21 protein-coding genes and 2 tRNA genes are annotated in these 24,736 nt (G+C 40.0%); 13 read left to right on the forward strand and 10 right to left on the reverse strand.

Annotation, left to right across the window (positions count from 1 at the left end; all coding sequences use genetic code 11):
* The first annotated feature begins 653 nt into the window (after nt 1–653).
* From A7967_RS13635 to A7967_RS13650, 4 genes are all read left to right on the forward strand, one after another.
* Nucleotides 654–1,541 (forward strand): metalloregulator ArsR/SmtB family transcription factor, encoded by an 888-nt coding sequence (locus tag A7967_RS13635; RefSeq protein WP_231659011.1) that lies wholly within the window; start codon nt 654–656, stop codon nt 1,539–1,541.
* A gap of 68 nt (nt 1,542–1,609) precedes the next feature.
* The gene (locus A7967_RS13640; RefSeq protein ID WP_054204808.1) at nt 1,610–2,620 is read left to right on the forward strand and encodes an ArsJ-associated glyceraldehyde-3-phosphate dehydrogenase; all 1,011 of its coding nucleotides are present in this window, start codon (nt 1,610–1,612) and stop codon (nt 2,618–2,620) included.
* A gap of 5 nt (nt 2,621–2,625) precedes the next feature.
* Nucleotides 2,626–3,852, forward strand: a complete 1,227-nt coding sequence (arsJ, locus tag A7967_RS13645; protein ID WP_054204809.1) for an organoarsenical effux MFS transporter ArsJ — start codon at nt 2,626–2,628, stop codon at nt 3,850–3,852.
* 133 nt (nt 3,853–3,985) lie between these two features.
* Nucleotides 3,986–4,408: a hypothetical protein gene (locus tag A7967_RS13650; protein ID WP_152960623.1), complete on the forward strand. Its 423-nt coding sequence runs from the start codon at nt 3,986–3,988 to the stop codon at nt 4,406–4,408.
* A gap of 48 nt (nt 4,409–4,456) precedes the next feature.
* On the opposite strand, the gene A7967_RS13655 is transcribed toward A7967_RS13650, so the two are convergent.
* Nucleotides 4,457–4,533, reverse strand: a tRNA-Ile gene (locus A7967_RS13655).
* Between the two features lie 278 nt (nt 4,534–4,811).
* On the reverse strand, nt 4,812–6,416 hold the full coding sequence (gene rtcR, locus A7967_RS13660) for an RNA repair transcriptional activator RtcR (RefSeq protein WP_054204811.1): 1,605 nt from the start codon (nt 6,414–6,416) through the stop codon (nt 4,812–4,814).
* A gap of 253 nt (nt 6,417–6,669) precedes the next feature.
* On the opposite strand from rtcR, the gene A7967_RS13665 reads away from it, so the two are divergent.
* From A7967_RS13665 to A7967_RS22425, 8 genes are all read left to right on the forward strand, one after another.
* Nucleotides 6,670–6,739: transfer RNA gene (locus A7967_RS13665), tRNA-Leu, on the forward strand.
* 265 nt (nt 6,740–7,004) lie between these two features.
* Nucleotides 7,005–8,174 carry a slipin family protein gene (locus A7967_RS13675; protein ID WP_054204812.1) on the forward strand — a complete coding sequence of 390 codons (1,170 nt, stop codon included), beginning with the start codon at nt 7,005–7,007 and terminating at the stop codon, nt 8,172–8,174.
* Nucleotides 8,175–8,229: 55 nt separating this feature from the next.
* Nucleotides 8,230–9,453, forward strand: coding sequence for an RtcB family protein (locus A7967_RS13680; protein WP_054204813.1), 1,224 nt, complete (start codon nt 8,230–8,232; stop codon nt 9,451–9,453).
* 2 nt (nt 9,454–9,455) lie between these two features.
* Nucleotides 9,456–10,505: an RNA 3'-terminal phosphate cyclase gene (rtcA, locus tag A7967_RS13685; protein ID WP_054204814.1), complete on the forward strand. Its 1,050-nt coding sequence runs from the start codon at nt 9,456–9,458 to the stop codon at nt 10,503–10,505.
* A 38-nt stretch (nt 10,506–10,543) separates the two neighbouring features.
* The gene (locus tag A7967_RS13690; protein ID WP_054204941.1) at nt 10,544–11,821 is read left to right on the forward strand and encodes a multifunctional CCA addition/repair protein; all 1,278 of its coding nucleotides are present in this window, start codon (nt 10,544–10,546) and stop codon (nt 11,819–11,821) included.
* Complete coding sequence (locus tag A7967_RS13695) at nt 11,808–12,635, forward strand: nucleotidyltransferase domain-containing protein (protein ID WP_054204815.1); 828 nt, start codon at nt 11,808–11,810, stop codon at nt 12,633–12,635. Before A7967_RS13690 ends, A7967_RS13695 begins: the two co-directional genes overlap by 14 nt.
* A gap of 160 nt (nt 12,636–12,795) precedes the next feature.
* Complete coding sequence (locus A7967_RS22420; protein ID WP_054204816.1) at nt 12,796–13,140, forward strand: hypothetical protein; 345 nt, start codon at nt 12,796–12,798, stop codon at nt 13,138–13,140.
* A 294-nt stretch (nt 13,141–13,434) separates the two neighbouring features.
* Nucleotides 13,435–13,680, forward strand: coding sequence for a hypothetical protein (locus A7967_RS22425; RefSeq protein ID WP_054204817.1), 246 nt, complete (start codon nt 13,435–13,437; stop codon nt 13,678–13,680).
* 54 nt (nt 13,681–13,734) lie between these two features.
* On the opposite strand, the gene A7967_RS13705 is transcribed toward A7967_RS22425, so the two are convergent.
* The 4 genes from A7967_RS13705 to A7967_RS13720 all read right to left on the reverse strand — a co-directional run bounded on the left by A7967_RS13705 (nt 13,735) and on the right by A7967_RS13720 (nt 17,506).
* Nucleotides 13,735–14,079, reverse strand: a complete 345-nt coding sequence (locus A7967_RS13705) for a low molecular weight protein tyrosine phosphatase family protein (protein WP_197279067.1) — start codon at nt 14,077–14,079, stop codon at nt 13,735–13,737.
* On the reverse strand, nt 14,079–14,780 hold the full coding sequence (gene prfH, locus A7967_RS23560) for a peptide chain release factor H (protein ID WP_054204818.1): 702 nt from the start codon (nt 14,778–14,780) through the stop codon (nt 14,079–14,081). The genes A7967_RS13705 and prfH overlap by 1 nt, the downstream gene beginning before the upstream one ends.
* Entirely contained in the window at nt 14,777–15,967 is a 1,191-nt protein-coding gene (locus A7967_RS13715; protein ID WP_054204819.1) for an RNA ligase RtcB family protein, read from the reverse strand. The genes prfH and A7967_RS13715 overlap by 4 nt, the downstream gene beginning before the upstream one ends.
* A 354-nt stretch (nt 15,968–16,321) precedes the next feature.
* Nucleotides 16,322–17,506 carry a BaiN/RdsA family NAD(P)/FAD-dependent oxidoreductase gene (locus A7967_RS13720; protein WP_054204820.1) on the reverse strand — a complete coding sequence of 395 codons (1,185 nt, stop codon included), beginning with the start codon at nt 17,504–17,506 and terminating at the stop codon, nt 16,322–16,324.
* 313 nt (nt 17,507–17,819) lie between these two features.
* Here A7967_RS13720 and A7967_RS13725 point away from each other — a divergent pair, with 313 nt between their 5' ends.
* Nucleotides 17,820–19,970: a S8 family peptidase gene (locus A7967_RS13725; protein WP_064435804.1), complete on the forward strand. Its 2,151-nt coding sequence runs from the start codon at nt 17,820–17,822 to the stop codon at nt 19,968–19,970.
* Between the two features lie 105 nt (nt 19,971–20,075).
* Here the strand turns inward: A7967_RS13725 and A7967_RS13730 are convergent, their stop codons facing one another.
* The 4 genes from A7967_RS13730 to A7967_RS13745 all read right to left on the reverse strand — a co-directional run bounded on the left by A7967_RS13730 (nt 20,076) and on the right by A7967_RS13745 (nt 24,660).
* On the reverse strand, nt 20,076–20,549 hold the full coding sequence (locus tag A7967_RS13730; protein ID WP_054204822.1) for a peroxiredoxin: 474 nt from the start codon (nt 20,547–20,549) through the stop codon (nt 20,076–20,078).
* Between the two features lie 72 nt (nt 20,550–20,621).
* Nucleotides 20,622–22,547 carry a methyl-accepting chemotaxis protein gene (locus A7967_RS13735; protein ID WP_064435805.1) on the reverse strand — a complete coding sequence of 642 codons (1,926 nt, stop codon included), beginning with the start codon at nt 22,545–22,547 and terminating at the stop codon, nt 20,622–20,624.
* 118 nt (nt 22,548–22,665) lie between these two features.
* The gene (locus A7967_RS13740) at nt 22,666–23,421 is read right to left on the reverse strand and encodes a class I SAM-dependent methyltransferase (RefSeq protein WP_054204824.1); all 756 of its coding nucleotides are present in this window, start codon (nt 23,419–23,421) and stop codon (nt 22,666–22,668) included.
* A gap of 57 nt (nt 23,422–23,478) precedes the next feature.
* Nucleotides 23,479–24,660 carry a response regulator gene (locus tag A7967_RS13745; RefSeq protein ID WP_054204825.1) on the reverse strand — a complete coding sequence of 394 codons (1,182 nt, stop codon included), beginning with the start codon at nt 24,658–24,660 and terminating at the stop codon, nt 23,479–23,481.
* Nucleotides 24,661–24,736 lie beyond the last annotated feature (76 nt).

Raw genomic sequence — 24,736 nt, forward strand, 5'->3', positions numbered from 1 at the left:
TTCAATCTGAGCCATGATCAAACTCTTCAATTAAAAGTTTTTTCTGTTCTCATCCAATAAAGAATGAAGAACCTGCTCAATGAATTCTGAATTTATTTAATATCTTTCGATATTGAATTGACTGTGCCGAATAATTATTAAAAATAACTACTCTGTTGGTCACTCAGTTTCTCTTTCGAGAAATCACATTGAGACTCTAAATTTTTTGCCTCACTACCGAAGTAGCTTGGCTGTTAGAACTCAATCTGTACGAGTGCCCACACAGATGATTGCTTTATATTGTTAAAGAACGTTGCGATTAAAGTTAAACTTTATCTCGCTAGGGCTGCGCATATTACGCTTTCCATTTTTTTTGTCAACACTTAAATTTAAACTTTATAAAAATTCAAACCCAAGTTTTACTCGACTCACTGATTAACTCTTGCCCCGCTAAGCGTTGCTGTCTGCCTTCTCAGTGGGGTCGCATTATAGGGCGCGGCGGATTTTACGCAAGCGTTATTTGAAGAAAACTTGAAATAAAGTACTGTTCGAGCAAATATCAAACGAAACGTTCGAAAACACATCTAAACTAAGCCAGTATTTAGTAATTAGAGCAAGGTGCACTTGAACAAGTCACTACATCGGACAAAAAAACAGCAAAACCATTTGCATATATGAAATTTCATATATACAATATTGAAAAACACCTGATTGATACACTCTTTATGCCTAACAGTTGTAAACCAAAAATAACCGTGCTGTTTATATGTACTGAAAACTCAGCACGTTCACAAATTGCTGAGGCTCTACTACGCCATAAAGCAAATGAGCGGTTTGAAGTATATAGTGCGGGTACTACACCAAGCATTATCGACCCACGAACGCTTTTGGCTTTAGAGACATTTGCTATTCCAACATCATCACTACTTGCAAAAAGTATTAAGTATTTTGAAAGTAGGCAATTTGATTACGTTATTACGTTATGCGATCAAGCTAATCAAGAATGCCGTGCTTATCCATATGCAGTAAATCAACTTGCATGGGATCTTCCAGATCCCAAAACACGCTCAGGCTTAAACCCATTTTTAATGACTATTAATGAATTGAATAATCGTTTAATTATGTTTCTTAAGGTAATAAACAATACCGAGCAAACCACACACGATGAACTCACCAAAAATACTTTTATAAATGAACAAGCGCAGCCAGTGCATTTTGATCCCATTGTTTTTTATAAATGCCTAACGGATGAGATACGCTTAAAAACACTTATGCTTGCCAATTACCATGGCGAACTATGCGTATGTGAATTAATGATAGCGCTAAATGAACAAAGCCAACCTAAGGTATCCCGTAATTTAGCTGTACTAAAGAAAGCAAACATAATCACTGATAGAAAGAATGGCCAATGGGTATTTTATCAAATCAACCCGTTTTTACCTGATTGGGCTAAAGCAATCATTAACCAAACGACTGAAAGTAACATTGCTTTAATAATTGACGACTTAAAAAGATTAGCTGTAATGCATGACCGCCCAGATAAAGTCAGCTTTTGCCGCTAACGACTATTAATAAGAGTTTCATTTAAAATTAAACTTAAACACATACACAACCAAGTAAGGATTTAACAATGGCTATAAAAGTGGGTATTAACGGTTTTGGCCGTATGGGACGTTTAACAATGCGCGCAGCGTATGATTGGGCCGATATTGAAATTGTTCATATTAACGACCCCGCAGGTAATGCTGAAACATTTGCGCATTTAATGACGTTTGATTCAGTGCACGGTAAATGGCACCACGAAGCAGAGCATACTGACAATACAATAGTTATTAATGGTAAAGCTATTGGCTTTACACAAAATACCAAAACTCAAGACACTGACTGGTCTAACTGTGATGTTGTTATTGAAGCTTCGGGTAAAATTAAAACCAAAGCCTTATTACAAGCCTATCTTGATCAAGGTGTAAAACGCGTTGTAGTAACCGCACCAGTAAAAGAAAATGGTATTTTAAATGTTGTAATGGGGGTAAACGACCACCTTTATAATAAAGACACTTACCCAATTGTTACTGCGGCATCGTGTACAACTAATTGTATCGCACCTGTTGTTAAAGTGCTCCAAGAGCAAATAGGTATTAAACATGGATCAATCACTACGATTCATGACATAACTAACACACAAACTATTATAGATGCGCCGCATAAAGATTTACGTCGTGCGCGTTCATGTGGCACTAGTTTGATCCCTACAACAACAGGTTCAGCAACGGCTATCACTCATATATTTCCGGAGTTACAAGGCAAATTAAACGGCCACGCAATTCGTGTACCTTTAACAAATGCATCAATTACTGATTGTGTATTTGAACTTAACCGCGATACCACGGTTGAAGAGGTTAACAGCTTGCTAAAACAAGCCTCTGAAAATGAACTTAAAAATATCATGGGTTATGAAGAGCGCCCGTTAGTCTCTGTTGATTATAAAACAGATCCTCGCTCAAGCATTATTGATGCCTTATCGACCATGGTCATTAACAATACACAAGTAAAACTCTACGTCTGGTATGACAATGAATGGGGCTATGCAAACCGCACCGCAGAGCTCGTTTTAAAAGTTGGCTTGGCAGATAAGGAATAACCAACATGGGGCTAATTACGTCATTATCACCGCAAATAAAACAATATTTGGTGATTACAGGCAATTATTGGGCATTCACCCTGACTGATGGTGCACTGCGTATGTTGATCGTGCTGTATTTTCATCAATTAGGTTATGATCCATTAAGTATTGCTATGCTATTTTTGTTTTATGAGATCTTTGGCGTAATTACAAACCTTGTCGGCGGTTGGTTAGGCGCTCGCTTTGGTTTAAATAGAACCATGAACATTGGTCTTGCATTACAAATTGTTGCCTTGGCAATGTTATTAGCCCCAACATCTATGCTAAGTATTTTATATGTAATGGCAGCACAAGCACTTTCTGGGATCGCAAAAGATCTCAATAAAATGAGTGCAAAAAGTGCCATTAAATTACTCGTTCCCAGTGATGAACAAAGCCAACTATACAAATGGGTAGCATTACTTACCGGCTCAAAAAACACCCTAAAAGGAGTGGGTTTCTTTTTAGGTGGTTTACTACTTACCCTACTTGAATTTCATGGTGCAATACTTGCCATGATTTGCATGCTTACAGCAGTATGGCTATTTAGCTTATTCGCGTTAAAAGAAGACTTAGGCAAAGCTAAAAACAAAGCTAAATTTAGTGAGTTATTTTCAAAGAGCAAAGCGATTAATGTACTCTCCGCGGCGCGGTTATTTTTATTCGGCGCCAGAGATGTCTGGTTTGTAGTGGCGCTGCCAGTATTCTTGGCTGCAACATTTGGCTGGGATCACTGGTGGGTTGGCGGCTTTATGGCAAGCTGGGTAATTGGTTATGGCATAGTGCAATCATTTGCACCTGCTTTTACTGGTAAAAAGTCAGGGCAAGTACCCAATGGCCGTAGTGCATTTTTATGGGCTAGCTACTTAACCATCATTCCTGCACTGATAGCCTTAGCGCTGCATTATGATTTTTATATACAAGCAGCCATTATTATCGGCTTACTGATATTTGGTGTTGTGTTTGCTATTAACTCATCATTACACAGCTATTTAATTGTCAGCCTTGCTGATAGTGATGGCGTGTCACTTGATGTGGGCTTTTACTATATGGCCAATGCCATGGGAAGATTAATAGGCACTGTTTTATCTGGTTGGGTATATCAGCAATATGGGCTTGAAGCGTGTTTATGGATCTCAAGCGCGTTTATTGCGTTAGCCGCCTTACTTTCTTTAGCATTACCACAAACGGCCGAAGTACCCTCACCATAATTTAGTTTATTCCTGTATTGTATTTTTCACGATACAGGAACGCCCTCAACTACTATCCCTAAATATGGAACGGTTAATGCATTAACTTTTGACTATAAAAAACATGTCAATTTTTAGCCGCACGGGACGCACAATGAACTTAACAACAACACCCTCATCACTGCTCACAGATCCAAATTATTTAAAACAATCACAAGCAAACACCCAGCAAGCAAATAACACGGAAGAACAAACAACTTCGACTAAAACGGCTAAAAATATTGATGATGAAGCAACTCAAAATAAAACTGACAGTGACGAAACAGCTGAAACCGCACAACAACAAATGATTAAAAATATTAAAGATCTACAAAATAAAATGCAGAGCCTTGAAACTGACAAAAGCCTGTCTAAAACTGAGCAACAAACTAAACTTGCAGAGTTACAACAAGAATTAGACAGCGAGCTTATTTCAATACAGATAAGTGTTAAAAAGAACGTATCAACATTGATGGGGAATTTATTTTCATCAGCAGGGAATACTAGCTCAGGTTTATTGTTTAACCATCGCGCCTAATGACAGCATTTAGAGTTGTTAATTATTTTTATTGGAAGTCTTTAAAAGTGGTGGCCCCTCCCAGACTCGAACTGGGGACCTAACGATTATGAGTCGTGTGCTCTAACCAACTGAGCTAAGGGGCCATTTTGTATTAGCATATGTTAGTTAACTAACGCTAAATTTTGAAGCGTTTAACCACAAGAGCGGTTAAAGCGGGTTGCAGTATAAAAAGTTTTTACCGCCTTGTCACTAGCAAAAACCTTTATTTTAACAATGAATAAGCCAACTGCTTAAATAGTAATCGCAAAACACTTAATTGCACATTAAAACCGCAACTAGTAATGCTTAATCTATCTTTTGACCTTGGTTAAGCTAAATAATAATTAAGCATCGGGGTAAATTACATAGCTTTAAACTACCGTTACTTTGATTTAGAAGAGATATCACTCCATTTTAAACCAAATTTACTCAAATACTTTTGTAACCTACTTGAATCGTTTATTTGAGACTTAAGCGTGCGGCTTACGTTAAATAACTCCCTCCCCGCAGAGGCCATACTATTGTGCTGCTGGCAAATAGTAAGCACATAGCCAAGCTGATTAATATCAAAATCATCTAATGTATCGACCTGAGTTTTTTCGAGATAATGTAAAAGCACATTCGAAGATGATTGCTGATTGTAAGGATACCACGCTTGCTTTAAGCGCTTTATTTCATCGTTAACATCTTCCACCGTGATCCGAGAAGAATCCGCCAAAGTACACAACCTTGTAATTGCAGAGCTCAAATCCCGAAAGTTGCCAGTCCATAGAGCCTCGTTTGATGTGGCAAAGTTAATGAAGGTACTTTTAGCTTCTTTGTTAAATTGTACACGGCGCCCCATTTTTTTAGCATAGAGATCGACTTCGTAATCGATATTTGCAGGAATATCTTCTTTTCGATCTTTAAGTGCCGGTAACTCGTATGTCCACAAATTAATACGGGCAAATAAATCAGCTCTAAAATGACCTTTGGCTATCTCTTGCTTCAAATTACGATTTGTACCTGCAATTAATTGAAAATTACTTTGTATGGGTGTATCACTGCCAACAGGATGAAAAGTTTTATTTTCAATTGCATGGAGTAACATTGCCTGTTCTTCTAAACCGAGCTCACCTATTTCGTCTAAAAATAACACGCCGTCATGGGCTGTCAGTAAAAAGCCATCTCTTGCTTGTTGCGCGCCAGTGAATGCCCCTTTTGTGTGGCCAAAGAGCGCAGCCATCGCATTTTCACCTTTTAACGTGGCGCAATTTACTGATACCAACGTGCCTTTTAACATAGAACGTTTTTTCTTTAATTGAAATATACGGGTTGCCAGCTGGCTTTTACCCGCCCCAGTCGGCCCGGTTAAAAGCATTGGGTCGTGCGAGCGAATTGCTACTTTTTCTATTTGCGTGATCAGCTGATTAAAAAAGACGTTTTTAGTTTCTATCCCGCCTTTTAAAAACTCTTTACCTTGCTGATGCTCTACATCAAACCGAGTTGCTAATTGATCATACTTGGATAAATCCAGATCGATGACCTGTATACGTCCTATCGATTTATTATTGTTATTGTGATCCGGTGATGTTTGAATCAAACGCCCTGGGAAATGGCGGCTTTCTGTAAGCAAGTAGCTGCATATTTGCACAACATGCGTACCTGTTGTGATATGAAATAAGTAATCATTTTTATCTGTATCAAAAGTATAGTGCTGGCACCAATCAAACAGCTTTGCATACACTTCTTCAAAATCCCAAGGGTCACTAAAATTAAGTTGATGCAACTTAACATTCGTCTCAGGCGAGATAGACTCAATATCCACTGCAACATTATTAGCAAGGCGGTGACTGTGATTATCATGCAGCATATGCAGCTGGTTAACGATTAGATCATCTTGACTGCACAAACTTACGTTGGGCCGCCACTTAGCCCATCTATCAGATCTTTTACCTACATAATCTAACTGTGTACCAATTAAACTAACGACAACGGTGTCTTTCACTTTATATCCATATAGATAACCTTAATATCTAAAAACAATACATAACAACAAAAAACCAATCAAGCTTAATAATCAAAAACGGTGATGAAAATAATTTAAATTCATTAAAACAACAACTTAAAAACAAAAACAAACATTAAAATGCACTTGGCACGTGACTTGTAATTACATAGGAGTCTGATTAATTGGATGTGATTCAAAAAGTCACTCTGGTGCGCTCAACACTGTTGCCGCGTATTCCTAATCAAACAACTATTAAAGTAGCTCAGAGGTAGAGCAACGGCTCAGTGCCGTGTGCGAAGGTTCGAATCCTTCCTTAATAATACCCTTTAAAGGTAGCTCAACTGGTAGAGCAGCGGTTATGCCGCTTGTTGTGGGTTCAAGTCCCACCCTAAACATAAATATAAATATAAATATAAATACGTTAGTAAGTAGTTAGTACCACTGCTTGATAAACGCCTAACACGAATAAGCCTTGGCAAGCCGGATGCTCCCCATCGCAATCTCGTTTTGAGCTTTTATCAAAAAAGTATTTAACCCTTGCTAACCCCTTAACTTAAGGGGAGTAAAAACAATAAGGAATTTAAAATGTTAAGCAAAAAATTATTTAAAAAAATAGTAGAAATCACTGAAAACCAAAGAGTGCTAGTGTACAAAAATCAACAGCTCATCAATGTGCTCACAGCTGGCAAACATACGTTTTGGGATTTTAAGAATGAATTATCATTTGATTATTTTGATATAAACGCCCTTTATTTTTCAGAGAAAAATGCCGAAAGGCTATACCGAAATAGTCCGCAATTAAGTGAGCATATTTTCCACTGCAAGTTAAATAACACTGAAGTGGGCTTGCTGTACATTAACGATTTACTTGAAGGCATAGTGGCACCCAGCGAGCAATTATACCTATGGCAAGATGCTGGTGATATTCGCCTAGAGAAAATATCAATCGATGAAGAGATAACCTTAGACGATAAAGTGCTTTTTTTAATTAACCGAGCTGGTGCAAACACAGCGTCACGTTTAATTAAAAGTGAGCGTACCGTTGCGATTAAACCAATTGCTGATTTACACGTAGCAAAAGAACACGTTGGTTTACTGTATGTAGATGGCCAACTATTAAAACAACTCACATCTGGTCATTATGGTTTTTGGCAATTTAACCACGAGATTGAATTAAAAACGTTTGATTGCAGAACGCAGTTACTCGAGATCTCAGGGCAAGAGATCCTAAGTAAAGACCGCGTAAGCTTGCGCATTAATTTAAGTGCCAACATTAAAGTACATGACGCTCAGCTTGCAGCGCGAAGCGTTGATAACGTGAATGACTTTGTCTACAAAGCTTTGCAGTTAGCATTACGTGAAGCCGTTGGCACAAAATCGCTCGATGATATCCTGTTGGATAAATTGTACGTAAATGAAACAGTAAAAGAGCTAGTTGCACAGTCTTTAACAGACATTGGCATCACCCTTGCGAACGTTGGTGTAAAAGACATTATTTTGCCAGGCGAGATGAAAACAATACTAAACCAAGTGGTTGAAGCGCAAAAAGCAGCTGAGGCCAATGTCATAAAAAGACGCGAAGAAACATCAGCCACCAGAAGCTTGCACAACACGGCCAAGGTGATTGAAAACAACCCAACACTAATGCGCTTAAAAGAACTGGAAGCGTTAGAAAAAGTAGCTGAGCGAATAAACAACCTAACCGTGTATGGCGGTTTAGAAGGGTTAATGAATGGTGTAGTAAAAATAGCCTAACCAGCTAGCGCTATTCTCAATAAAAACAACAATAAAAAGAATCAAGGAAAAACAAATGTTTAAAAATTATAACGTTATCGAAAACCAAGGCAGCGTACCAATTAAAGCTTGGACCAAAGGTGTGCCGTTTGAAGAGCAAGCCCAACAGCAACTCAACAATATTGCACGTATGCCCTTAGTACACTCGCATATTGCCGTAATGCCAGACGTACACTTAGGTAAAGGCGCAACCATTGGCAGTGTTATACCCTCTGTTAATGCGGTTATTCCAGCAGCAGTTGGTGTTGATATTGGCTGTGGTATGGTGGCCACTAAAACCACCTTAACCGCAAGCCAACTACCTGATAATTTACTGGCGATTAGGCATGCTTTTGAGTCTGCAGTTCCCCATGGTAGAACCAGCAATAGAAGCAAAGCTGACAGAGGTGCATGGCATAACATTCCCGATATAGTTGCGGGTGAATGGCAAAAGCTACAAGCACGGTTTGAACGTATTTGTGAAAAACACCCTGCAATTAAAAAGAGCAACAACGTTAACCATTTAGGCACTATGGGTACGGGTAATCACTTTTTAGAGCTGTGTTTAGACGAACATGATGCCGTATGGATCATGCTCCACTCTGGCAGCCGTGGCGTAGGTAACCGCATTGGTACGTATTTTATTGAGTTAGCTAAAAAAGAAATGCAACGTCATCAAATTAACTTACCCGATATGGACTTAGCCTACCTTGAAGAAGGCAGTGATTTTTTTGATGACTACGTTGAAGCCGTTGAGTGGGCGCAAGATTTTGCTGCCAAAAACCGTGAAATTATGATGTTTAATGCCATAGCCGCATTACGTAAACAAATACCTGTTGTGTTCTCAACCCATGAGCTCGCGGTTAATTGCCACCATAATTATATTTCGCGTGAGCATCACTTTGGTAAAGACTGTTTTGTAACACGCAAAGGCGCCGTAAGAGCAGAAAAAGGCGAAATGGGCATTATTCCTGGCAATATGGGCGCACGCTCTTTTATTGTTAGAGGTTTAGGTAACCCTGAAAGCTTTAACAGCTGCAGCCATGGTGCTGGGCGTGTTATGTCTAGAACAAAAGCCAAAAAGGTGTACAACGTTGAAGATCAAATAGCCGCCACACAAGGTGTAGAGTGCAGAAAAGATGCATCAGTCATTGATGAAATTCCTCATGCCTATAAAGATATTGAAAAAGTAATGGAAGCACAAAAAGACTTGGTTGAGGTGGTATATACCTTAAAACAAATTGTCTGTGTAAAAGGATAAATATGACCACACAATTTATAAAAATAGATGGCTCACAAGGTGAAGGCGGTGGGCAGGTATTAAGAACTGCCCTCACGCTCTCGATTCTAACCCAGCAAAATATTGAGCTTTGCAATATTAGAGCCGGCAGAAACAAAACAGGCTTATTACGCCAACACCTTACATCTGTTTTGGCCGCACAAGAAATATGCGATGCCAGCGTAGAAGGCGTTGAACTTAGTTCAACGCATATTCGCTTTTCGCCGGGCAAAATAAAAGCAGGTAACTTTCATTTTGCTATTGGGAGTGCAGGCAGCACGGTACTAGTATGCCAGACTATTTTACCCGTGTTGGCACTGGCGCAAAGCAGCTCAACCGTGACGTTTGAAGGGGGCACACATAACGGCATGTCACCTTCTTTGAGTTTTTTAGAGCAGTCATTTTTACCCATACTCAAACGTATGGGCATTGACTGCCACGTTAAAACAACAGCACTTGGATTTTACCCTGCGGGCGGCGGAAAATGGCAAATTAGCATTCAACCAGCAACTAATTTTACGCCCATTCAATTAACTGATGCCGGTGCTGACCTTGCTAAAAACATCAGTAACTGCTCACTAACGGCACTAGTAAGTTCACTCCCCTCAAGCATAGGGCAGCGCGAAATAAACACGGCTAAAAAAGTACTCAATTGGCAAGATGCACCAAGCCATGTGCAAAACGTGATCACCCCAGGGCCGGGTAACAGCTTTCAATTAGGTATTGATAGTGAAACGCATCGTACTGTATTTGAAGTGACGGGTGAAAAAGGATTATCAGCCCAAAATGTAGCAAAACGCGCAGCAGGAAGAGTAAATACATTTATTCAATCCCAGGCCGCCGTTGAAGAACATTTAGCCGATCAACTGTTACTTCCTATTGCATTGGCGGGCAGCGGCAGTTTTACAACAACGAAACCAAGCCTACATACACTAACCAATATAAATGTTATTAAACATATATTAGGAAAGGAGATAAAGTTAAAGCAACTAACAGAGTCCCTGTGGCATGTTTCGCTATTACAAAAGACTTAAACGACCTAAATTCGGATAATAAATACAACGGTAAGGTAATGAATAATAAATTAAACAAAGTTTACTTAGTGGGCGGCGCAGTGAGAGACTCATTACTTGGCCGGCAATCAAAAGACAAAGACTATGTTGTAGTAGGTGAAACACCTGCCACTTTAATCGCATTAGGTTATCAGCCTGTTGGCAGTGATTTTCCAGTTTTTTTGCACCCAAAAACTAAAGACGAATACGCCCTAGCCCGCACCGAGCGAAAAAGCGGCAAAGGTTATTGCGGCTTTACAGTGGATGCCAGCACATCAGTAACGTTAGAAGAAGATTTAGCCCGCCGCGATTTAACCATCAATTCAATGGCGATGGATGCTAAAGGCAACATTATCGACCCTTTTAATGGCCAAGCTGATTTAAAAAATAAAATACTCAGGCACACCACCGACGCCTTTGCAGAAGATCCCGTGCGCGTATTGCGCATTGCGCGTTTTCTTGCCCGTTTTGGTGAGCAATGGTCAATCCACCCAGACACTCAAGCACTTATGAAACAACTTAAAGCAAGCGGCGAACTTGCGCATTTAGTACCCGAACGTGTATGGAATGAAACCGAAAAGGCATTGAGCGAGAAACACCCACAGTTATTTTTTCAAGCGCTTAATGGCTTAGGGATATTTCCTGAAATCGAATCTATGCAAGGCATCCCTCAACCTGAAAAGCACCACCCTGAAGGTGATGTTTACATTCATACTATGCTGGTACTAAAGCGAGCTGCTGACTTAGGGTTTGATGTTGAAACACGCTTTGCCGCCCTCACCCACGACTTTGGTAAAGCCTATTGCTATCAGCAGTATGGGAATTTACGCGGCCATGAGCAAATAGGCATTAAAATAATTAATGAATTTTGCGAACGCTTAAAAGTACCTAATAAATTCAAAGCACTGGCAGTTTTAACAAGTGATAACCACACCCGCTGTCACAAATTATTAGAGCTAACACCTAAAAAAATACACAAACTCATTGTTGAAAAAATGAATGCAATAGTCCATCCACACCGTTTTTTACAGTTTCTTCAAGCTTGTTTGTGTGATGCACAAGGCCGAGGTGAGACCTTTGTAAATAAAGACTATCCGCAATTACAATTTGCACAGTCGCTATTAAATGCACTACATCAACTCGATAAAAAAGCCATAGTACAACGTGCTATTTCACAAGGTAAAAGCGGCCCACATATTGGCACCGCGATGCGCGAAGCGGAAATAAACTGTTTACGTGACTACCTAACTGAATTTAAGAACAATGAAAATAAAGAACCAAACCATGAAAATAACTAAAAAAAAGAATACGGTACATAAACACATCGACAAAGATATTCATGCAGAAATAATGCGCAGAATAAAAGCCGCAGAACTAGAGCATGATGTTAAGGTACTTTACGCGATAGAATCAGGCAGCCGAGCGTGGGGGTTTGAATCTCCTAACAGCGATTACGACGTGCGATTTATTTACGCTCACCCAACAGACTGGTATTTAGCAGTAAACCTTGAAGATAAACGCGATGTGATTGAATACCCAATCGTCGATGAAATCGATATAAACGGCTGGGATATTCGTAAAGCCTTAAAGTTATTTTATAAATCTAACCCCGCGTTTATTGAGTGGCTACAATCACCCATTGTTTATGTAGATGACGACCATTTTGCAACAAAAGCGCGCGAATTGATGCCACTTATCGCATCATCAACACGAGGGATTTATCACTATTTACACATGGCTAAAGGCAATTTCCGCGAATACCTTAAAAAAGAGCAAATACCTCTGAAAAAGTACTTTTATGTTTTAAGGCCTTTGCTTGCAATTATGTGGCTTGAAAAATATAACGAGCCAGCACCCATCGAGTTCGATACTTTACGTAAATTAGTAGCCGACAATACCCCGCTTAATAATGCAATATCAGCGCTTTTAGCATCAAAACGCGTCAGTTTAGAAAAGGAGTATATTAAAAGCGTGCCTGTAATTAATGAGTTCATTGAATCAGAACTAGCCAGACACGAAAACTACACATCAAAATTTGAAAAAAGATCTGTTGATTTTGAAGAATTAAACCAACTTTTTATTGATATTTTAAGCAGAAGTGTGGATAAGTAAGCCATTGCTTTTACTTAGGAAATAAGGATATAAAAGTGAACAAAAAAATGAGTTAGAGGAAGAGCTTTCCCTCGCAATAATAAAGTTAGTCAAATTATTTAATTCACCTCAAAAGAGGCCCCCTCTATGCCCAGTCTATCTTGTAACATCACAATGGCAATTGGGTAATTTAGATTACTGGGAAAGATTTATTCGTGATGAATATGAAAGGGCTATTTCTTCGCAGCCAAAAAACATATGGAATTTTTGGTCTAATACTCCATCGAAAACAACATGGATTGATTTGTGCAGTTGGGATGGCCATAAAAGAGAACAAGCACTTCGCAGTATAGAGGGCGGTGCACAAAATAGATTTGCTTTAGCATTAGTATGTCGAAGGCTTAACGACTGGGTACCTCAAGTAAGACAAGCAGCTAGCGAAGTACTTAGCAAAATCATTGAAAACACTGATAAAAACGATGTTGCAGATGTCATTTACTTTACCCTAAGTCACTGGTCATCATAGAAAAGAATTGATGATAAAAGCAAAAGCATATTATTAGAAGTAATCACAACCCCCTCTATTTTAGATAAGCTTAAATTAAATTTAATAGCATCACCAACAGGCCCGTTAGCTTTAATATTTTCACAAATTGCCCGTAAGAGTGCGATAGATCATTTCCTTGTAGACATCGCCCACAATGCTATTCAACCGTCACTTCGTGCCAAGGTTTACAAGTGCTTATTTAACAAAGAAGTATCTTGGTTTAATGGTAGAGAATGGCAATGGACAGATATTCGATATTGCAAAGGTCGTGAAATGCCCGTTATTGCACAGCGGTATTTGACAATTCAAGTACCACTTGTTTCGCTGCTTAAATCCGCAGCCAGCGATCGCTCTTCAATCGTGAGGCGCGTAGCTGCTGAAGTGTTAATTAGAGAATTAGATAGTTTAGGCGATGAATCAATACAACTTGCTGAACAACTATCATTGGATCACGCTGCTCCCGTTGCTGAACGCGGTAAATTTGCACTCCGGAAAATTGCAGGCTCCACATTATTCTAAAATAAAAAGCGCCCTTGTAATTTAGGGTCGCTTTCGTATATCTATCAATATTCTTTAAGTGAGACCTAAATAGCTGCCCACTGATTGCTTCATAATTTCGACTAATGCGTTATCCATGTATTGGTATTCGTCAGGAATATCTAATACATGAATATCTTTGTAATCTAACAGTCGAGTAAACTGTGCCTTTAAGCGGCTTTTATGTTTTTCTTGCATGACGAAAATCACATCAGCCCATTGAATAGTTTTAGCATTTACCGTTCTATTAGCATTAGGGCTTGTACCCGCAGACTTAACAGCTAACGCGGGATGATTTTTCCATACTTGCTCGCCCGTTGGGCTTCGCCATTGGTTACGGCTACAAATAAATAGCACTTTTATGACTTTATGTTCCTTCATTAAATAAGTCCCCCCTTATTAACTGAGCGCTCTTGGCTTAAAATAAACTTTTTACCGTTAAATATTTTTACTGGGTTACCGCGCTCTACCTCCCAGTGTTGTTGCCAACGTGCTTTTTCTTGTTGCGTCATTGTGTCCAATTTTGTTGCTTCGAGCTTTTGAAACAATAAGGCTCTTGCCAATCGCTTATTGGCATGTTGACTTCGTTCACTCTCAACGCGCACTGAAATACCTGTTTCTGTATGCGTGGCTCGAACTGCTGAGTCGGTGGTATTAACATGCTGACCACCAGCACCCGACGCGCGGCAGGTTTGAAAGGTTACACTGTTATCAAGCTTACTTTCATCAATAACGTACACTTGGCCGCTAAAAAACCAGTTTTTACGTTTATGCTTAGGCCGATACTCACTTTGGCATACCCACAACATAGCGCCTTGCCATAACTGAGCCAATTGCTTAACTTGGCTTTCCTTTTCTGAATAAGATTTTTTTGAATCAGCAGTTGTTGAATCGAGTTGCCCTGAACCAACTTGTAATAGTACCGATTTAAAACAGTCCTGTTCTTTAGTCGCAACGGTTTCAACAATATCTAGCTTTATGCCCTTTTCTCGACATTGTTTTTCAATCGTTTTCAGCGCCAAACCAACAGCTTTGCAACACTCGACAGGGCCTTGCCCAGCAGATAATTGTAGTAATATCATGATGAACAATCTCCATTTGTTTTAAAGGTTAGTATCGGGCGTAACTTAGCCACAACTTCAATTAACCCTGCATCAACCATGTCACTTATAACCGTTTCGCACTTTTTATATGCTTGGGGTGCTTCGTCGTATAACAGCTCTTTATTACCACACACTACGCGGCTACCTAACGCTGTTCGGTATAAATCTTCGCGCTTATATTTATGACCCAATCGACCATGACATTCACCACGCTGCCACTTTCGCCCGGCGCCATGCGCTAATGAAAATAAACTGGTGTTGATGTTTTCAAGCATGGCTGAGTTATCATCGGTTAGCTCTGCTAATATGGGTTTTACAAGGTAACTATAATCCCCCCGAGAGCCCGGAATAACCACATAGCCTTTATCACTTGGTGTTGCGCCTTTTCTATGTAACCAACCATCACAGCCAGCAATGTTTTTAGGCGAGACTAAATTGTGGTTAATGTCCAAGCTACACTCACCATTGGCGCGTATTGCTTCTAAAAACCGCATTGCTATCAACTCACGATTCAGCTCTGCAAAGCGTACGGCTTCATCATGTTTATTCATGTAATCGTTGAAACCTAGATCGCTTTCACATAGCCCATCGTGATTATATTTTGCAATATGATCCACCAATATTGATTGCCCCAGCCCTCTAGAGCCCGAATGAACAAGAAGCTGAAGATGTTTTTTATTCAACCCTAACTCATCTAAAGCGGCTTGATTATAAATCTCATCAATCGCCTGAAATTCAGCAAAGTGATTACCGCCACCAATGGTGCCTAAAGTACGATCATGACCATTAACAGTTATGTTTTTTGCCGCTTTTCGGCTTTGAATAATCGCAAGCCAACTGTCATCAAGTGGCAACTCAACATGTTCAAATTTTTTGGCGAGTTTATCTAAATTTACTTTTGATACTTTTGCTGACGTTTGCCACAGTGACATGCCACAGCCTATATCGTTACCAACCAGCGCAGGGTAAATTTTGTTTGTTGTAAAAAATGCAGCCCCGATAGGATAACCTCTCCCGGGGTGTAAATCAGGCATGCCCGCAACGCGTTGCATACCATTTAGCTCTGATGTTTTGATCAGTTGCTGTATTGCCAGCCCTTCAATCCACGTATTTTTAGACGCAATGAGGCTCACATGTTCAGAAATTTTTTGGACGGATTTGCCCATAATACCAATTCCTTTTTCTTTATTAGAAAAATAGGATTAAAACGAAATTCGAATTGGCAGGTCTGGATCTATTTTGAAATCAAACGAAAGGAACGCGTTTAAACGCAATGTTTACCTAAATGTACTTAATATATAAATACGTAGCTAAGTAACCAGTTTCTTATCGGATAAGACCTGCAAAGGATGTTGATGTAAATGTCATAGTATTTTCTCCCTTACAGTTAGTTGATGAACCCAACACTTAGGATTAGTGCTGAATAATTGAACGAGCACATGGTAATCAGTTTTTGCACATAAAGCAAACATAAATTTATTTTATGTTTGCTTTATGTGCTGTATTACATAGTGTTACACCTAACAATACTGCCCTGCTGCGAAGCCGCAGCTCCATGCGTATTGGAAGTTATAACCGCCTAGCCAACCTGTTACGTCGGTGACTTCGCCTATAAAATACAGGCCTTGGGCTTTTTTAGCTTCGAAGGTTTTTGAGCTGAGTTCGTCGGTGTCTACGCCGCCTAGGGTCACTTCGGCGGTGCGGTAGCCTTCGGTGCCGTTGGGTTTAATTTGCCAGTTATGAATGTAATTAGCTAGCTCGTCAATTTGGCTGTGGGTGAGCTGGTTTACGTTATAATCTGGGATTGCTTTACTCTCGTGTAATATTTCAATAAAACGTTTTGGCAAAATAGTCGCGAGGCTGTTTTTTAATGATTTTTGTGCTTGGGTTTCTCGCCATGTTGCTAATTGCTCTTTTAAATCAAGCTCTGGTAATAAGTTAATTGTGACCGCCTGCCCTGCACGCCAAAACGAGCTAATTTGTAAAATAGCAGGGCCTGATAAACCACGGTGAGTAAACAGGATGTTTTCTTTAAAGCGAGTGCCGTCTTCACTACTCACAACACAAGGAATACTGATACCTGAGAGCCCTTCAAAGCGATCTTTGTCATGTTGATGCAACGTAAATGGCACTAACGCTGCCATGGTTGGTAAAATATTTAAGCCAAACTGCTCAGCAATTTTATACCCTACTGGCGTTGCACCTAGCTTTGGCATGGTTAAGCCACCAGCGGCGACCACTAGCGATTCACACGTATATGATTGTTGCTCGGTGATCACGAGATAGCCGCTATCCGTTTTTTCTACGTTCAGCACTTCGTTACGCAACGCAACATTAACACCCGCCCACTCGCACTCGGTCAATAAAATATTAACAATGTCTTGGGCGCTGTTATCACAAAATAACTGGCCTAGGGTTTTATGGTGATACGCTAAACCGTGACGGTCTACCAGCTCAATAAAGTCATGCTGGGTATAACGACTTAAACACGATTTTACAAAATGCGGGTTACCACATAGGTAGTTTTCTGGGCTGGCGTTTTCGTTAGTAAAGTTACAACGCCCGCCACCACTAATGAGAATTTTACGACCGGGCTTTTTACCCATATCAAGTACTGTAACACTGCGGCCACGGTAACCTGCTTGTGCTGCACACATCAATCCTGCGGCACCGGCGCCTATTACAATTACATCTACTTGGGTCATTTGTTAATCTCATTAAAAAATTTGGCTAATTATAACAAGTTTCACACCTCAGCGGAGAACTTTGATTGTTTTTATAACAGCAACAAATGTAACTGATACAATATAATAAAAATAAAAAACCAGCACTTTATAATTAAATACTAGGCTAAAAATCAATTAGATAAGTAAACTTGGCCATTTAAACATCTCCATATAACCAAAGTAGAGACATACATAACAAAACGTTATTTTAACCTTTTTAACATATAATTTACCTTTGTACCACTTCGCGACATCTCATTGCGAAGAAACCAATAACAATCTAGGGATAATTATGACAACAAGTACAACATTTAAAAAATGCGCTGTAGCCCTCACTTTGGGCACGCTTTTCGCTGCATCATCAAGCATGGCTAATCCAAGTCAAGTAATCATGCCATCAATGGCTGACACAACAGCTAAGCTTCAAGGGCAAAGTGCACTTGGTACTCGCTTTATCATTAAATATAAAAATAACAGTAATGATATGGCTACTTTCTCGGTTGCTGACGCAAGCCCACAAATGATGAACCAAAAAGCGCAAGGTTTTGTGAGTGCATTTACAAGCAAGAAAGCTAAAGTTAAGGCGCAATATGTTCGCCCAATGGCATTAAGTAATCATCACGTTATGCGTGTAGACAAAAACCTTAACGCTGATGAAACACAAGAATTCATGCAAGAGATGATTGCATCTGGCAATGTTGAATACATCGAAATTGACCAAATGTTACAGCCGTTTGCTACGCCTAACGATCCGCGTTACAACGATCAATGGCATTATTATGAGCAAGCGGGTGGTCTTAACTTACCAACAGCATGGGATACTGCAACAGGTAGCGGTGTAGTCGTTGCTGTACTTGATACTGGTTATCGTCCACATGTTGATTTAAATGCCAATATTTTACCTGGCTATGACATGATCTCAGATACGTTTGTAGCTAACGATGGTGGCGCACGTGATAGCGATGCGCGCGATCCGGGTGATGCAACTAATACTGGTGAATGTGGCACAAATCAATTGGGCCAACCAGTTCCAGCATCTAACCAAAACTCTAGCTGGCATGGAACTCATGTTGCGGGTACTGTTGCCGCTGTAACTAATAATGGCGAAGGTGTTGCTGGTGTTGCGTATGATTCTAAAGTTGTGCCTGTACGTGTACTTGGTAAGTGTGGTGGTTTAACGTCTGATATCGCCGACGGTATTATTTGGGCATCAGGTGGTTCTGTATCCGGCGTACCGAGTAACGCAAACCCAGCTGATGTAATTAATATGAGTTTAGGCGGCGCGGGTTCTTGTAGTTCAACAACTCAGTCTGCAATCAATCAAGCTCGTGGCAATGGTACTGTAATTGTTATTGCAGCAGGTAATGATAACGATAACTCTGCAAACTATAACCCTGGTAACTGTAGTGGTGTTGTTAATGTGGCATCGGTTGGCCGTAATGGTGGCCGTGCTTACTATTCAAACTATGGTTCTAACATTGATATTGCAGCACCAGGTGGCGCGCAAAGCTTTGCTAATGATTCTGAAGGTGTGCTTTCAACGCATAACTCAGGTTCATCTAGCCCAACGGGTGACAGCTATCATTACTCACAAGGTACATCAATGGCGGCACCTCACGTTGCCGGTGTTGCTGCACTTATCAAGCAAGCTAAACCAAATGCAACGCCTGATGAAATTGAAAGCATCTTAAAATCAACAACACGTTCATTTGCTGCAACATGTAATAACTGTGGTACAGGTATTGTTGATGCCGCTGCGGCCGTTGCTGCTGCGTCAGGTGGTACTACACCACCACCAGGTGGTAATGAACTTGCTGATGGCCAAGCAAAAACAGGGTTAAGCGGCGCTGCAAATAGCGAAACTTTTTACACAATGACCGTACCAAATGGTGCTACAAACGTGACATTTACAATGAGCGGTGGTTCAGGTGATGCTGATATGTATGTGCGTGCAGGCAGCAAACCAACGTCATCAACTTACGATTGTCGCCCATACAAAGGGGGCAACAGTGAAGAGTGCTCTATCGATAACCCTACCGCTGGGACTTATCATGTAATGCTACGCGGTTACTCTGCTTACTCTGCTGTTAGTTTAGTGGGTAATCTAACCACTTCAGGCGGTGGCACGGGTGCACCACAAGCTGGCGGCGGCACTGTTGCTGACATTTCAGCAAGTGCAGGTCAATGGAAACATTATACGCTAGATGTACCAGCAGGTATGGCAAGCTTTACAGTGACTATGTCTGGTGGTACTGGTGATGCGGATTTATTTGTTAAAGCTGGTAGCCGACCAACAACGTCTAGCTATGATTGTCGTCCGTACAAAAATGGTAACGCTGAAACATGTACCTTTACTAATCCACAAGCTGGAACATGGCATTTAAGTGCTAATGCGTATAGTACATTTTCAGGTGTTACTATCGACGCTCAGTACAAGCCATAAAGTATAGCGTGAGTAAAAATCACGCTTACTAACTTAGCCAGTTCCCCTGGTAATTTTTAGCCGAACGAGAGTTCGGCTTTTTTAGTTTAGCTTTATTCTTCAAGTTTAAAGTTCAGCAAGTACCGCTTCAGCTCTACTTACTACAAACTCTTTACCTTGCTCAACAAATAGACCTGTCACTTTTTGGTCATCAACAATCATTGCGTAACGCGTTGATCTAACACCACCAAAACCGGCTGTATCTTTATCTAACCCAAGTGCTTTTGTAAAGCTGGCATCGCCATCAGCTAGCATTTCAATTTCTTGTGCGTTATGCGCTTCGCCCCATGCTTTCATTACAAATGCATCGTTCACTGATACGCAGTAAATAGCATCCACGCCGTTGGCTTTGATTTTATCAGCAAGCGTAATAAACTCTGGTAAATGTGCATTTGAACACGTGGGTGTAAACGCGCCAGGCACTGCAAATAACACTACTTTTTTACCCGCAAACAACGTTTCGTTGGTCAGCGTTTGCATGCCGTCTTCGGTTAATTGTGTAAGGCTAACCGCTGGTAATGTTTGGTTTTGAGAAATCATGGTATTTCCTTTTAAATTGACTCTGGATTCATTGCGACTAAAAGTATCACAAAAGCAAAATCAACCCTACCATCATAACCCCAAGCTACCACGGATTGTTTGCATCTGTTGTTGCAAGCGTTGGTGAATGTCGCTCACTAAGTTGCTTGATTCACTCACTTGCCCTTTCATGCTTTGCATTGATTGACTAAAATTATCTAATAGTGAGTTTTGCTGCTTTGCTAATTCCATTGCATCAAATGCCACTTTATTTGCATCTTGTGCGCTACTTGCCACTCCTTCTGAGTTGCGTTTAAGATCTTGAGCATTACTTGTTTGCAATTGGGCATCATCTGCCAGCGCCGAAATTTGAGTTGAGACCATGGTGGAATTTTCACTTAATAGGTTCAACTGATTATTTATATCACTCAATGAGCCTTGTGTTTGCCGTGCTAACTTACGCACTTCGTCAGCCACAACCGCAAATCCCCGGCCATGCTCCCCTGCTCGTGCAGATTCAATGGCAGCATTAAGTGCAAGTAAATTAGTTTGATCAGCAATGTTCCGAATAACCTCTATAATTTGGCCTACATCTTGTACGCCACTTAATAGCTCTTGTAGGCTATGTAAACCTTGCCCTACACGTTCTTGTGTATGCGAGCTTGCACTTAGCATATTTTCTGCAAACCCTAAGCTTTTATCCATTGCTGAGAAAGTATGCTTGGCGTTATCTGCAACTTGACCATTAATAGCATTTACCTGCTCACCTATTTGTTGAATATCAGCCAGTAAACTTTGATTTTGCTCCACTTGATGATGACTAGCATCTGTTTGCTGACTAATCGTGTGTAAATGCACACTCATTTCTTGCATAAAATCGTTAACAACCTTGAGCATTTGTGCCCGCTCTTGCGCTTCAATACGTTGCTGTTCAATTAGTTGGTTAAAATAATTAGCGATTTCACCGACTTCGGTTTTTGGGTTTTTACTTTCAATATTTTTTAATTCATTGCTTTCAATCAAAAATGCAAACCCATCTCGTAATTGGCGTAACGGCGTTAATACTTGGTTACGTTGCACAACGTATACACCCACTGCAAGTATCACTAACATGCCTATCGCAACACAAAACACCACTAATACTTGTTGCTTTAAAATACCTTGCTCGGCTTTAAGTTGTTGCTCTGCATTTATGACTGTGCCAGACAATGTACTGATTTGCTTACGTAAAGCATGTATACCAACTTGACGCTGCTGAGCCTGATCTATGGTATTAGCTAAATCACGCGGATAACGATTAGGCCAACTACTTAACTCTGCTTTTATCTCATCAGCTAAATCTTCAGCTTCTTCATCTATAAATAAACTGTCTTCATCAACGTCACTCATCACACCTAAATTTTCAAGGCTTTCAATTTGCTGTGCTAAGTGGTTTAAGTTGTTTACGCTTTGCTGTAAGTTTTTTTGGGTGTCTTGATCAAAATTAAGGATCAATTGATAAGTAAAAAGCGACAAGGTTGTGACTTCGCTGTAATAATCACTGGCGAGTTGGTAATAAGTGTGTGTATTCGTATTTTGCTGTGCAGACTTGTTAGCATAACTAATTAGTGAAGATGCTGATCCAGCCATTTGCCTCAAGGCATTATCCAGCAATGCGGTTTCATTACCTGAAAGTTTACCAAGAGCGCGGTATTTGCCTTTTATATCTGTATCAAGTTGGCTCAGTTGTGAGTTTAACTGCTGCTTTAAAATCGTGGGTAAAATGGTGAGTTGAGTGTTTTTTAACTCTGTAATTAAATCAGATGCTTGCCCCAAATATTGGCTATCACCTTGGTCTAAATAATCTTCTAACGAGCTTTCAAGATCAATTAATATACTATTTTTTAGCTGGTTATATGATTGATCTTGGTGCTCTAATTTAACTAAGGTTTGACTTGCCCAATACAAAGTACCGCCTAAAAGTAAACTGGCGAGCGCCAACAAAATAGCTAATAAACGAGTAAATGATGACACGCGCATGAGTTGATTCCTCTGAATGACTGCGCGCTTACACTATTAACTATTTATGACAGTTTAATGAAAAACCACTAAAACACATAAATTAATGGGGACAAAAACATTTAATAAGAAAAAAGACTTATACCATTGCCGCTTTTACATAAACATCGAAGCGGTTCTTTTTCGTTTTAATTTGCATGCTGGGGGTTTTGTTGTTCAAAAATGGCGCGTAATCGGGACGCTTAACTACAACGCGCTTACTGGCAAGAGGATATGCAAATTCAAGTAAGTCATCAGCATCGTTGTCTGCTCCTACTAAGTCTTGAAATACCCGCATTTCTTTTTTTACTAATGCAGACTTTTCACGATGCGGAAACATAGGATCAAGGTAAACCACGTCGGGCATACTTTCACATTGGGCCAATAATGTATGACTTGAACCAAACACTAAGCTCATGTTTTCTTTCATCCATGGGCCTATTTCAATGTCGTTATAAGCACGCTCTAAGCCATCATAAAGTAATGCGGCAACAACTGGATGGCGTTCATGTAAAATCACTTTACAGCCTAAAGATGCTAAAACAAAACCATCGCGGCCAAGCCCTGCTGTTGCATCAAGTACAACGGGTGTGGCGCCTTTATTTAACCCTACCGCTTTAGCAATTGATTGACCTTTACCACCCCCAAACTTGCGCCTATGGGCAACCGCTCCGGTCACAAAGTCAACGCTTATCGCGCCAAGCTTTGGCTCATCTGTTTTACGAAGTGTTAAACCATCTTCACCATAATGAAGTGAAAAACCAGACGTTTCTGCAGCCCATTTTTCAAGCCCAAAGCGCTGCTCAATACCAGTAAGATAATGACGTAATTCTTTAAAAGGACACTGTATAACCAAAATAAACTCCGACCGTAAATAGCTCGCGAAGTATATCAACTGCAAAGCGCTATAGCACTAAAATAGCTCAATATCAGTTTGTGACGTAATATTATCTGTAAACTCTGGTGTGGCTATTTTACTTAAGCTATCAATTAATTCAGTACGTGAGTCAATAATGTGATTAAGCTGATATTTTACAAATCCTAAATCATCATTGAGTGATGCAAACAATAACTGTGTTTTTTCTAACTGTTCAACATTAAGGGCTAACGCTTGATTATTGGCTAGCTCCGGATATTGCTGCATGGTTTTACGAATTTCTGACAATTGCTCTGTCATTTGATCCACAGCCTGCTCTCGGGTATCACTGTTTGCAAACATTAACTCTGATAGCTCTGAAAAGGCATTGCCTACGTTATGCGCTTGCGAAAGTGCTTTTTCGTTTACTTCCATATCTTGAATTTTAGCGTTAGTAACCTCTAAAAGGTGCGGGAATAAATCCTTATAGCGGCCATAAAGTGCAACATCACTCAAAGGCATATTTTTAATTAAAATAGATACTTTAGGGAAATTAATAATTGTACAACTGCTAAAATCAACAAATCGGTTAGCATAACGATGCTTTTCTAGCAGCTCTTGCTCTAATGGGCAAACACAGCCATCTGTAGTACAAAAAACGCCTATTTCCTGATACCAAAAAGCAACAATAACCTCAAGATCTAGGGGTTTAAAAAATTCGAAAAAATACTCAGATAAAGTTTGTATATCATGGGCATGATAACTTTGCCCAACATAGCGCATTATTCGCCCCATATCGCCTGAATCTGTCATCGCTATTTCAGCAGTGATCTCCGCTTTTTTAATATCATCTTTTAGCTTATTTGAATGCTGACGATACTCATAAAGCACTTGTATTCGGGCCATTAATTCTTGTGCGTTAAAAGGCTTGACGATGTAATCTGCAGCGCCGGCGTTATACCCTTTAACACGCTCGGGCAATTCACTTTTTCCTGATAAAAACATCACGGGCGTGTCTTTGGTTTGGTCACTATTTTTTAATTCAGTACAGACTTGATAACCTGATTTACCAGGCATTTCAACATCGAGTAAAATAATATCTGGGTTGTATTTTAATGCTAACCTTAATCCTTCCTCGCCATTTTTTGCATGAATTAATTTACAAAACCCTGCTAATGATTCTTCAATGACATGGTGAACGTATTTATCATCGTCAATCGCTAATACCAGTTTTGTCATGCTCCATTCCCTTTTAATGAATTACTTAAAAAAGCATAGTACGGAGGGATTATTTTGCGACAATTTATTACTCTAA

The sequence above is a fragment of the Pseudoalteromonas neustonica genome (assembly GCF_001653135.1).
GTDB classification, from domain to species: domain Bacteria; phylum Pseudomonadota; class Gammaproteobacteria; order Enterobacterales; family Alteromonadaceae; genus Pseudoalteromonas; species Pseudoalteromonas neustonica.